The 12,373-nt window shown below is 38.7% G+C and carries 7 protein-coding genes and 2 pseudogenes; 4 read left to right on the top strand and 5 right to left on the bottom strand.

The annotated features are described in order from the left end of the window. Positions 1-100: 100 nt before the first annotated feature. Positions 101-1,235: pseudogene (locus tag P20439_RS17280) on the bottom strand (1-acyl-sn-glycerol-3-phosphate acyltransferase). Positions 1,236-1,675: 440 nt separating this feature from the next. Here P20439_RS17280 and P20439_RS17275 point away from each other — a divergent pair. Together P20439_RS17275 and P20439_RS17270 are read left to right on the top strand one after the other, a co-directional pair. Then, complete coding sequence (locus tag P20439_RS17275) at positions 1,676-2,620, top strand: D-2-hydroxyacid dehydrogenase (protein WP_008468705.1); 945 nt, start codon at positions 1,676-1,678, stop codon at positions 2,618-2,620. 174 nt (positions 2,621-2,794) lie between these two features. Then, the gene (locus tag P20439_RS17270) at positions 2,795-3,175 is read left to right on the top strand and encodes a DUF3192 domain-containing protein (protein ID WP_008113368.1); all 381 of its coding nucleotides are present in this window, start codon (positions 2,795-2,797) and stop codon (positions 3,173-3,175) included. Here P20439_RS17270 and P20439_RS17265 read toward each other — a convergent pair. From P20439_RS17265 to P20439_RS17255, 3 genes and pseudogenes are all read right to left on the bottom strand, one after another. Then, positions 3,158-4,093 (bottom strand): diguanylate cyclase, encoded by a 936-nt coding sequence (locus P20439_RS17265; RefSeq protein WP_008468703.1) that lies wholly within the window; start codon positions 4,091-4,093, stop codon positions 3,158-3,160. The genes P20439_RS17270 and P20439_RS17265 overlap by 18 nt on opposite strands. After that, positions 4,083-7,853 carry a PAS domain-containing hybrid sensor histidine kinase/response regulator gene (locus tag P20439_RS17260; RefSeq protein WP_036934624.1) on the bottom strand — a complete coding sequence of 1,257 codons (3,771 nt, stop codon included), beginning with the start codon at positions 7,851-7,853 and terminating at the stop codon, positions 4,083-4,085. The genes P20439_RS17265 and P20439_RS17260 overlap by 11 nt, the downstream gene beginning before the upstream one ends. A 66-nt stretch (positions 7,854-7,919) precedes the next feature. Beyond that, positions 7,920-8,177 (bottom strand): annotated as a pseudogene (locus P20439_RS17255) (PhoH family protein); the annotation flags it as partial. An 85-nt stretch (positions 8,178-8,262) separates the two neighbouring features. Between P20439_RS17255 and P20439_RS17250 the strand changes: the two are divergent. Together P20439_RS17250 and P20439_RS17245 are read left to right on the top strand one after the other, a co-directional pair. Then, on the top strand, positions 8,263-9,753 hold the full coding sequence (locus P20439_RS17250) for a site-specific integrase (protein ID WP_008113382.1): 1,491 nt from the start codon (positions 8,263-8,265) through the stop codon (positions 9,751-9,753). Then, entirely contained in the window at positions 9,737-11,512 is a 1,776-nt protein-coding gene (locus P20439_RS17245) for a hypothetical protein (protein ID WP_008468698.1), read from the top strand. Before P20439_RS17250 ends, P20439_RS17245 begins: the two co-directional genes overlap by 17 nt. Position 11,513: 1 nt before the next feature. Here the strand turns inward: P20439_RS17245 and P20439_RS17240 are convergent. After that, the coding region (locus P20439_RS17240) for an IS3 family transposase (RefSeq protein WP_036934619.1) at positions 11,514-12,373 on the bottom strand (860 nt) is incomplete at its 5' end.

The raw sequence follows: 12,373 nt of genomic DNA, 5'->3' as shown, positions 1-12,373 counted from the left end.
AATAAAACCCTCCGGTATATAAAAGCATAGCTTGAGTATAGCGCTATTTTTGTGCAAAAAAAAGCAGCAAATTAATTGCTGCTTTTATCTTAGCTGTTAATTAATGTTCACAGCTTTGTTCATCTACTTGTGTTTTTCTGTGATACGGTTTGGCGTACATCGCTAATACCAGAGGTCTTAATTCTTCTGGTACCTTTGCCAATCGCTCTGCAAACTGTGCTGCATCATTTTTATTTATTACCGCTTCAGTACAACCACCCGCAATGTAGTTGCCTGGGTGTAAGTAAAAAGAATCAATTATTTGTTTATCAATGGTTTTTGCCAATTCATCGGCACTGTCGCAATGCGATGTAATTGGTTGACCAAAGGATAAGTGCACATGCCCTTTGGCTGAACTAAAGCCTTCAACAATGCTGGCAATATCTTCACCCGCTGATTTCACATATTTACCATGATGCTGTTTATGGTAGAGCTCTTTTGCCTTGGCTATTGCACATGGCTCGTATTGATAAGAGATTGCAACAGGCACTACTTTTAGCTCTTTAATGTATTCGCCAAATTCTTTCTTTTGTTTACGTCCATTTAGTTGCAGCATTTTTTAACAGAGCGGGATCGGTTTGATCTACGCCATCTTTGGCACGGCCTTCTTTTTGAGCAATCCAAATAGAATGCCCACTGCTGAGTGAGTCATAAATGTAAGCCGATAACTGAGTCAGCGCTTTTAACATCTCTTTTGGCGCTTTGGCTGAGCGTTTTACAATGAAGCTTTTATTTAAACGCATAAGCTCAGTAATGTAAGGAATTTGCAGTAAGTTATCACCAATCGCAATTCTCACTGTTTTCATTTTATGCTGATAAAGGCCCCAATTAACCAATGCAGGGTCAAGTACAATGTCTCTGTGGTTTGAAACAAAAAGATAGGCTTGATTAGGGTCTAACGCCTCTAAGCCCGAAAAGGTAACGTTTGATGTGGTGCGCTTTACTAATTTATTTAAATAATGCGCAACTTCGTTTTGTACATCTTCAACTGTTTTAACTTTGCCCCACTTTTTACGCAACTGATGTTTTATTATAGCGCGTGCTAAAAACCCAACTGCGGATATAAAGCGTGGCAAATTATACTTTGCTATCACATCAAGAAACGCATTATCGTTAATTAATCGCGTTAATGAGGCGGCAACTTCATCGTCATTGTAAGGTCTTATATCTGCGTACTTATCTTCTAATTCAATCATTTACTGCATCTACAAAGTTAAAAACGGCGCGCGAAAACGCCCCGTTATGTCTGATTTTGATTATAACTCAAGCAAAAATACGAAACTAGCAATACTAAAGTTCGATTTACTGAGTTTTCATAGCGTTATAGTTTAGTACTGAGCATCATTGTCAGATTAACTGCTCATGTGTATAAACTATAGCTATTAATTATTAATTCAAATGGATAGACCTTACTAATAGCACTTTGTTCAAGTTAACTTAGCAAGGCAGTTGATCATAATAACATGCAAGTTAACCCTCAGTGGGCAGACCACATTTAAATATGGCTTTACACCTGCTAATGTGAACACAATAAGCTAAGTCTAAATAAATCCATAACATTCAATCAAATGATGATCTTTTTATCTGCTTACAGAGGCTACTCCCTCTCTAACACATACACTTATTAGGACACACCGTGAAAATAACAATTCTTGATAACGCAACACTGGCAAACACCTCACTTGATGGTATTTCAGCACTTGGAGATCTCACCGTACATCAGCTAACTAGCCCTGAGCAAGTATTAGCGCATAGCCAAAATGCAGAGGTTTTAATCACTAACAAAGTGGTAATTAATCGTGACACAATGACGCAATTAAAATCGTTGAAACTCATTTGTGTTAGTGCAACGGGTACTAATAATGTTGATTTAAATGCCGCGAAAGACTTAGGCATAGCAGTTACTAATGTTGCCGGTTATTCAACCCCTTCTGTTGTTCAGCATACCTTTTCGTTGATCACTAACTTATTAGGTAATACTCACCGCTATCAAGCAGATTGTCAGCAAGGCGCATGGCAAAAAAGTGAGATGTTTTGCCGACTGGATTACAGCTTTAATGACCTTCAGGGCAAAACATTAGCCATTATTGGTGGTGGCACTTTAGGTAATGCAGTATCTAAAGTAGCTGAAGCGTTTGGCGCCAATGTGATTATTGCAGAGCGCAAAGGCGCAGCGTGTCGCAACGGACGCACCCCGTTTGAAACAGCAATAAAAACAGCGGATATTATTAGCGTTCACTGTCCACTTAATGATGAAACGCGCGACTTAATTACGCTTAATGAATTAAAGATGATGAAACCAACTGCGCTAATTATTAATACCGCACGCGGTGGGATTATCAATGAAGCTGACTTAGTTGAAGCATTAAAAGCCAATATTATTGCCGGTGCGGGCGTTGATGTGCTTACCAAAGAGCCCGCTGAGCTGACTAACCCTTTGGCTAATTATACCGGTGATAACTTACTACTTACTCCGCATATCGCGTGGGCGAGCACTGAATCTATCGTGCGTTTGGTAAAAGAAGTGAGTTTAAATATTGCAGCATTTAGTCAACAAGAGACTCGTAACCGCTTGGTTTAATGCCGTAAAAGTAACTTAGTCAAAATTACTAAAAAGTGGCTTTTTAGATTTATATTTTAAAAAAGCCACTAACCCACCACGCACAACAAAATCAACCCATTGATTTTTAAAGATTTAAAAACTGGCTTAGTCTTTGCTGTATTAATCTTAATTAATCATCTAGGGTAATAAAAAATGAAAAAAACACTTTTAATCGCTGCACTTACCGCTCCTTTTTTAACGGGTTGTGTAATCGCTGTATCAGATGGCGAAGCAGAGGGTCATTGGGCAGGTAATAGCTCTTCAAGTTGGCAGGCAACACATAAAAACAATCGTGAAATCATTTCAGGCTTGGCAATGGATAGCTCGTATCAGTCGGTATTAAACCAACTAAAAACACCTAACTTCACTGAATTATTAAAAAAACAGGATGATGTTTACCAAGTCTTGTTTTACGCAACACACAGCATTCATTCAGATGGAAAAATGACCAAGGATGAATGCACACCATTAGTATTTAAAAATGACAAATTAGTGGGTATTGGCAGCTCAGCACTATCAATGCTGACAAACTAAACGCTCATATGTTCCTATGGGCGCCAATTCAATCGCATTGCGCCCTGACTTTTTAGCATTATATAAACCTGAGTCAGCCTCTTCTAGCAATGCCTTCTCTGTGTATGCTTGACTGCTCTCACTTGAGGCAATACCAATGCTAATAGTAATGTGTGAAGCATTTAACGATGCGTTGTGTTCTATATTCAAATCATTAATGGCTTCACGTAACTTATTAGCAAATGCAATCGCGCCTTGCTGATTGGTTTCTGGTAATACGGCTACAAACTCTTCGCCACCATAGCGGGCAACAAAATCACTGCCGCGCTCACATTGCGCAGCTAACGTTTGCGCCACTGTTTTTAAACACTCATCGCCAGCACGATGACCGTAATAGTCGTTATAGCGCTTAAAATGGTCAATATCGATAAGCAATACACACATGGAAGAGTTATTACGCTTACTTCTTCGCCACTCTCGCTCTAAATTTTCATCTAAATAACGTCTGTTCGGTATTTCTGTTAAACCGTCAATAGACGCAAGCATTTCTAATAAATCGTTTTTTTGCTTAATGAGTAATTGGTTGCGCACACGCACTTTAACAATTGAGGCACAAAATGGCTTAACAATGTAATCCATTGCGCCTAACTCTAAGCCTTTTGCTTCGTCTTCATGGGAGCTATTCGCTGAGATAAAAATAATGGGGATGGCATGGCTTAAACTGCTTTCTTTAAGTTCCACCAGCACGTCGTAACCATTCATGCCAGGCATCATGATGTCTAAAATAATTAAATCTACTTGTGTGTGCTTAACAAATGCCAACGCCTCTTCACCACTTGTCACTAAGTAAATCTCATGCTCATCACTTAAGGTTTTTTCTAAAATGATTCGGTTAAGCGCATCGTCATCTACGATTAATATTTTTGCTTTATTTATCATTGCTTACATCTAAACTTTTTATATAAATTTGCACTTGCTCTAACTGTATTATTAATTCTTTAATTGCAGCTGCGGCGTGCTCGCCGCCCGCTTTTAATACCTGCTCAGTGTGTTGAGCACACAATAATAATCGGTTAAAACCTAAATTTCCTGCTATTCCTTTCAAACTATGCACTAAGCGTACCATTTCAATACTAGGGTTGTTGTTTTGAAGCTCAGCTGAATATGACTCACTTAATGTCGCTAACTTGTCCAACATACTGTGCAGTACAGAGTGATCATCGTCAAACTGAGACAAAGCAAAGGCTTTATCAAAAAAACGAGGCGCTGTGATACCAAGACTAGCCATTGCTGTAAATAAAACTGGCGCAACCACAGGCTTAGTTAAATGTTTATTCATCCCACCATTGAGTGAACGCTCAATGTCGGCTGGTTCACTATGCGCAGTTAATGCAAAAATAGGTAATTGCTGAGCGTCAAACTGTTGGCGTATTATCTCAGTCGCTTGATAGCCATCAATATTGGGCATTTGAATATCCATTAAAACTAAGTCGGGGCGTAATACACTCACCAATTCAATCCCTTTTTGCGGGTCATTGGTCGTAACAATATTTACTCCGGCTTGACTCAAAATACTGCTAATAATATCAAGGTTCAATGGATTATCGTCTATCGCTAATACTAATATCCCTGCGACTTTATCACGCGGTTTTTGCGCTTTATTTTCAATTACCTTCGTTATTTTTTGCGAGCTTAAATTAAGTAATCGCTGTGCAAGTGCGCTTGAGGGTAAGAACTGGGTAATAAAAGAGTCATTTATTGGTGGCTGTTCGTCTTGATTATTCGCAATTACAACAACTGAAATAGTAGCTGTGCGCAGTGTTGTTTTTATTTTTGGTGTTAAAAAGGCCGACAGCTCACACGCATCAATGATTATTGTGTGCGCTTGCAGCAAACATTCTGGTTCAGCGATTGCCCTATTAAGCGCTTGGTTATTAATAACAGGATGCGCTTTAATTACTTGATTAAGTAACGTACTTTTAGCGCTAGTAATAACTAATAACTTATTTTCATCACAGCCAAGCTTGCTAGTATCGGTCGCTAAATCGAGCGTGAAGTAAAAGTGGCAACCTTGTCCTTTATCGCTATTAAGTGAAATCTCCCCGCCCATTAATGCCACACTGTGTTTTACAATCGCCAGCCCTAAACCCACCCCTTGATGTTGACGAGTGGATGATTCATCGCCTTGGGTGAAGGCATCAAATAAACGGCGCTGATCGGCTTGAGCAATTCCCTCACCAGTATCTATAACTCCAAAACAGATACGCTGTAACTCATCACGGCTACTTGGCTGTAACTGCATTTTTAATGTCACGTTGCCTGCAGGAGTAAATTTAACGGCATTGGTTAATAAGTTACCCAACACTTGTTGCAAACGAATGGTGTCGCCAACTAAAAAGGGGGAAATATGTGGATCGATATCAATTTGTAGCTGTATCTGTTTAGCTTGGCATAAAGGCAAAATTAAGCTTTCGCAGGTATCAATCAAATCAACTAGGCATAATGGCGCTAATTGCAGCGTTGCTTCATTACTTTCAACACGCGCAAAATCAAGCATACTATTTAGCATTTGTAATAAATTATTGGCTGCATACGTCGCTTGGCTGGTCTGTTGCAATTGTCGCTGCGTTAATCCATGCTCTGCTAACATATCTAGTAACCCAAGTATGGCATTGAGGGGAGTACGTATTTCGTGGCTTAAATTAGCAATAAAGCGACTTTTAGCCAAAGTGGCTCGCTCTGCATCATCTTTGGCTTTAGTCAGCTCAGTAACATCTTGAATATGAATAACATAATATAGCGGCTGAGCATTCTCATTCCAAATTAATGACATACTCAACTGCAACCAAGCATTTAATTGAGTGTGCGCAAAAGTTAAATGAAACACCTGTTTTTTGTTGTGCAGTAGTTGCTGCAGTAAGGCTTCGAGTTCTTGCCACTGCGTGTCACTAAATAGTGTATCAAACGGGGTATCTGTTAATTGATGATGTTTGGTAAACAGTTTTCGCGCAGCTTTATTAACCTGTAAAATAGCGTATTCAAGTGAAAGTAAAAACACCCCATTAGCAGCAAATTCAATGGCACTTCTAAATTTAGATTCCGACTCTTTTAATGCATATAGAGTATGTTGCTGCGCAGTAATATCGCGACCAATTCCCATTGTGCCTAGCAATTGGCGCTGTTCATCATAAAACGGAGCAATCGTTAACTGATAAGTTTGCTTAGCAACGTCTATACGCTGCTGAATTTGCATTTTATGCTGTAATGCTTGCTGTTCCAGCAGCTTAATTTGCTCGTAGTTGTGACTAACACTGTGGACCTGTTGACCAATAAGTTCGCTTTGGCTCTTACCTATAAACTGCTCAAATGCTTTATTACAACCTAAAAAGGTGCCGTCTGTATTTTTAAAATATATAAAGTCAGGCACGCTGTTAAGTACTGTATTTAGCAGAGCTAAATGCCGCTCTTTTGTTTGGTCGCTATGTTTTAATTTTTCAGATTTGAGCTGCACCTGCTCATCTAACTTTTTATTAGCATTTTGCAATGAAATAACTAAACGATCATTTTTCGCAAAAATAGCTTTCACCCTAGCAAACCAAGGCTGCCAATTTAATGGTATTTTGTAATTTAAATATCCCGAGTTGTCATCGTTATGATGCTCTAAGTAACGCATTAGCTCTGTCATAGGTCTGATAAATATACGCTTGCTTAACCAAAAAAAGACATAAAACATCAAACATAAAAATAACGCTAATGAAATAAACTCCAACACGACTTCTTGCACAAGGCTGCTGGTCAGTGTTTGCTCATCAGCAAGAAACCCTAAATGAATCGGGGTCTGATCTGAGGGTTGAATTAAAAAAAGCGGTTCAGACAGGGTCGTACGCTTTGGTGAGCGCGTATTAATTTGAGGCCAGTATGTCGAAAAATTTATTGCTTGGTTAATTGACTGCTGTGAACTGGCAATAATTTGATTTGCTTGATTAATAAAAACATACTCACCTTGCTTAGAGGTGATTTTGTTTAACCAGCCAGAGATGGCCTGCAAGTCATAAATTAAAATAATATAATCAGAAGAATTTCGCTCACGCTGACGCCCAATCGCAAAATATGCTTTATTACCTAGATTAATGACTGCACTCGAAGCCAATTTGGCTGCTGACGGTAAGGGTTTAAAGTCGCCATTCAATAGCGGGGTAAATATATTATTTTGTGTATTGTCGCGCCGAGTTAAGTATGCAAACCCACGTTCATCAACATACGCAACAGAATGCACAGATGAAAGCAGCGCTAAGGTGGTATTAAAAGAGGGTGCAAGCGATATTACCTGCTGCCACTGTAACAGTGCCGACTCAGAAGAACTAAACTGACCTTTACCTACAATTTCACCGTTTAAATGGTCAAATTGGCGATAGTAGTAATGCTCATATTGGTTAATGTTTGCTGTGAGACTATGATTTTCTACAAGAAAAGTTTGCTTGTTATACATAACAAACATTTCATCAAGCAAATCACTCATTGCTTGCATATCATGATCAAGCTGCGCCGATAATGCATTAAAATCAGTGGTCTTTTTTGTTATTGCGCGTTCCATTTTTATATTATAAAAATGCAAACACAAAAAAGAAGCCACTAATAAAGGCAGTGCTAACGCCACAAAAACAGAGCGGTGATAATGTTTTAACGGTAAAAAATTCAACGACTCGCCCAATTATTGGCTCAAAAATCAAACAGTAGACTATCGAGCCAAGGTGTTAAGCGCAAGTTATAAATTCTCCTCGGCAAACGACGCTAGTCGGCTTCTTACCACACCATTAAGATTAACAGTAGCACCGCCTTCAAAATGCTTAAATCGCTCTACAATATAAGTAAGCCCTGAGGTAACTGCGGTTAAGTAATTACTGTCTATTTGAGCTAAATTTCCGGTACAAATGAGTTTAGTTCCTTCACCGCAGCGGGTAATAATGGTTTTGAGCTGAGACGCTGTTAAGTTTTGGCTTTCATCTAAAATCACCCCCGAATTGATATAATACTATCATACCCTCAATAAACTTGAACAAAAAAGTTTTTACACACATACTCTAGCTAAGAATCAAAGGTGAACGAAAATGATACTTCGAAATACAACAAAAACTAAAATAATTAAAACATCAGTCAACTTTGGAAAAGGAATGTCTTTTCACCTCGATAAATCAGGGCAACCTATTAAGACTGAAAAAGGCATCAGAACTCACTCATATAGGCACGATAAAATAGAACCTAATTTTCCAGTGCTATATCACCCGACTCGCTTCACCGAATGCCAAGAAATGAACTTATTTTTAATGCACCGCTTTGAAGGTCATTTCAGTCTCAAAAAGAATCAAATAGACAATGAGGCTTTTAGTGACGCTTATCATGCCAGCCAACCGGGAAAGCCATTAGATGTTAAGTCTGTTCGCAGTATAGCTAAGCACTTAAAAGCTTTCTTAGATTGGTTGGATAAAGATGATGCATCCTATTTTGAAGTAATAGCTGCACCACTTTCAAAACAATCTGTAGATGATGATATTTCTAGGTTACCTGTGTGGAGATATCACAAACATTTATGTGAAAGAGTCGAAACCAAAGATAAGTCTAAACGCATAAGCTTTAACAGCGCTCAAGAACGAATTAGAGCTGTTAAAGCATTCTATATATGGAGCCATAAGCGCGGAGCTATAGATAGCCTCCCCTTCTCACTTGAATACAAACAGGTACGTATTAAATCGAAAGCTAAATCAGGTGTCAGTTCGTTGTTTCAATTACCTACCAGCAACAATCGTTCTGGGGGCTTATGGAAATGGGTCAGTAATTTGAGCATTCCAAATACATTGAAACAAAAAGAAGACTCACCAGACAAAGGTCTACAACCATATTCTCCAAAAGAACTTAAACAGTTACTGGAGACGAATACAGCTCAAAAAGAGACTTATAAACTTTATTTGCAGTGTGCCTTGTTAGGTGGACTTCGATCTTTTGAAATTTCGGCCATCGACCAGAAAGACCTCTTTAACCCTGATGAAAAAGAAAACGAGAAACGTATTCCAAAATTGAACATTGTACGAAAAGGACATAAGCCAGTGAGATTAACAATAGCGCGAGTTCTAATGAAGCTTTTGTACAATCACACTTTGACAATTCAAAATATGAAGCGACGTACCAAACATGAGACTAATCATGGTATGGACAATAGCGAACATCCGCTTCCTTTGTTTATGAATAGTTCAGGATCGCGGATAAGCGAAGATACACCGGGGAATACTATTTCCATAGTTAGAAAAGAACAAAGGAAGCAGGGATTAGAAATACTATTACGCACATTCCATGACTTACGCGCTACCTTTGCTACTTATGTCGCTAAATACCTAATTGACAAAGGTGAATCAGAAAGTTCCATCCGACAAACACTAATGACTTTGATGAGTCACGAAAGCTTTAAAACAACCAAACGTTACATCGACTTTGCCAAAAGTGTATCAGTGGATGCATACGGAGCGATGTCAGAGTGGGTAAAAGATATCTACGGTGATGTTAACGAATTGCTTATGCGTGAGGCTGAAGATGCTACAGCAAGTTAAAACGCGGAAGTCCAATCGTATTCCTGCTAGATTTAAACCTCATTCAATTGTTCTAGCCGAACAGTTAGACGTTTTATTTAACAGGGCATATGACAAAGAAAGCAATATTAGCACAGGTGACGACACTGCTATTTCAATGAGTCGCTTGCGGAATGCTTGTGTCAGTTTACAGCACATTCTTCCTCTAGCCCTTAATAAGGTTAGTGCAGATACTGCGACATCAATTCAAACTTCGGGATTAAATGCTCTATCAGACTTTGAAATTTGGCAAGAACTGGAATACTTTTGCATTAATGAAATAAATGATGTCAAGCTACCTAGTTATGCTACTCGTATAGAAGAAGCTTTAGAAAACATAGCTAAGTTTCATTTTTATGATAACGCTATCAACGCTCCTTTTAGGCTAGTAAATGGGGCTACTTCAATCGACATAACTAAATTATTCGAACTTGAATTCCATCAAGTAAAAGAGACTCGTAAATTACTAAAAAAATATCTGGACTATCTCGTCCTTCCAGAATTAAGCCTCAAAGATTCTTCTATTAGAGACAACATCCTCAAAACTGCGACTGCTATTATAAATATTTGTCTACATGATACTTTTAAGAATACTGAACGCGTCAAACTGCCATTATTGGCAACATTAAAGGATAGGGAATTCGTTTCATCATTTATATGCAATCACAACTTCCGTACTTTTTTAAAATTTATACTACCCGATGTGTGGGGTAAAGCTAGAGTCAATCAATTTAAAACTGAAGCCGAAGTGATAGGGTATGCACAAAGCATATCATCCAAATTTGGCAATGAAGTTGATGCTTTTTTGAAAAATCAGATAGCAAGCGCTTCGGAAGCTAATACAACAAGAGTTAGATCCTCAACTTTATCATTTCCAAGGTGGTTGAATAGTGCTGGTAGCGTAGCATCACCAATAATTAAGCTGCTTAGTGAGCGTGGAATTCAAGGGTTTGCAGAAAATGGCCTTCAGGGATTTAAATACCTTTATAAGCATTACCAAGAAGAAACTCAAAATAACCAGCAGTTTTTACTGCTACTAAACGCTGCATTGGACCTTTACCACTTTGTTACGGGTGAAAAAATCGCAAAGGAAAGTTTATTACCCTACTCATTGGGCTATTACCTTAAAGAAAGTGACACTACCGAATGGCAGAAGCATGAGTGGGTATATGACAATGCCTATAAATTTTATCAAAACCTAGTCGAATACCATAAAGTTTTTACAAAGCGAATTGATGGCGAGAGCATAGGCATCGTCACTCTCAAAGGTTACATAGGTAGTATGGCTAGAGCATTGAAAGAAAATGCATCATCATTAACAGATGAACAAATGAAGCTTATTGCCAATCATGGGGTTCATGCTTTTGTTGAAAATAACTGTGAGATACTAAAGGCTATAAGAGAGGCAATTCAACTAAAATCAAAACAAGGCGATTTGTCGGTTTTTGTTGGTAATCAATATCAGAGCGCTATCGACAAATTACTATCGTTTTATGGTCTAGATACTATTAAAAGCTTTCCGGTCAACACCGAATTAACTGCACAACATCAAGAGCAACTCTCTCAGAATCAAGATAAGCTCTACTCATATAGAGAAGTAGTAGAATTAGCATATTACATAGAAAAAGGGCTTTCTGAGACCTTACTCACAATTAAAGACAAAGTTACACTTTATGCAGCAAAAGTCATATTGAAAACTGGTTTGAATCGCCCCGAGTTCATCGGAGACCAGTTTGTTTAAGTCAGGCCACTTTACCTGACTCGTTTAAATTATCATAGTAGTCTGTTTCATATTGAGCTGGTGAAATATACCCAATTGAAGATAATAGGCGTTGATTATTAAACCAATTAACCCACTCTAACGTTGCGTATTCAACAGCATCAACATTCTTCCACGGGCCATTTCTGCGAATAATCTCTGTTTTAAATAATCCATTTATTGTTTCAGCCAATGCATTGTCATAAGAGTCACCCACACTGCCTACAGACGCTTGAATTCCAGCTTCAGCAAGTCGCTCAGTGTATCGTATAGACAGATATTGACTCCCTCTGTCGCTGTGGTGAATTAACCCCTCGGGATTGCCACGATGCCAAATAGCTTGCTCTAACGCATCAAGAATAAGTTCTGTGTGCATTGTCGTTGATACACGCCAACCTACAATGTATCGTGAAAAAACATCTATCACGAAAGCGACATAAACAAACCCACTCCATGTGGCAACATAGGTGATGTCAGCTACCCAAAGTTGATTTGGCTGCTCAGCAGTAAATTGACGATTAACTAAATCCAGTGGCTTATCTTGTTGCTCGTCAGGTATCGTTGTCTTATGTGCTTTACCCCGACGAACACCTTGAATTCCCATAACTCGCATCAATCGTTCGACTGTACAGCGGGCGACTTGATGGTCGTCAAGCTGTAGCTGCTTCCATACTTTTCTTGCACCATAAACTGACATATTATCCTCCCACACTTCGCGAATGAGTATCATCAGCTCAGCATCACGCTTTTTGCGGTTAGACAGTCGCTCAGGCTCTCTTTGTATCTGTTTATGAGAATAATACGTTGATGGTGCAATCGGCAATTCCTTGCAAATTGACTCGA

The organism is Pseudoalteromonas sp. BSi20439, from assembly GCF_000241165.1.
Taxonomy (GTDB): domain Bacteria; phylum Pseudomonadota; class Gammaproteobacteria; order Enterobacterales; family Alteromonadaceae; genus Pseudoalteromonas.
Note: the sequence above shows the minus strand (reverse complement) of the source record. Positions and strands in the feature narration are given on the sequence as shown.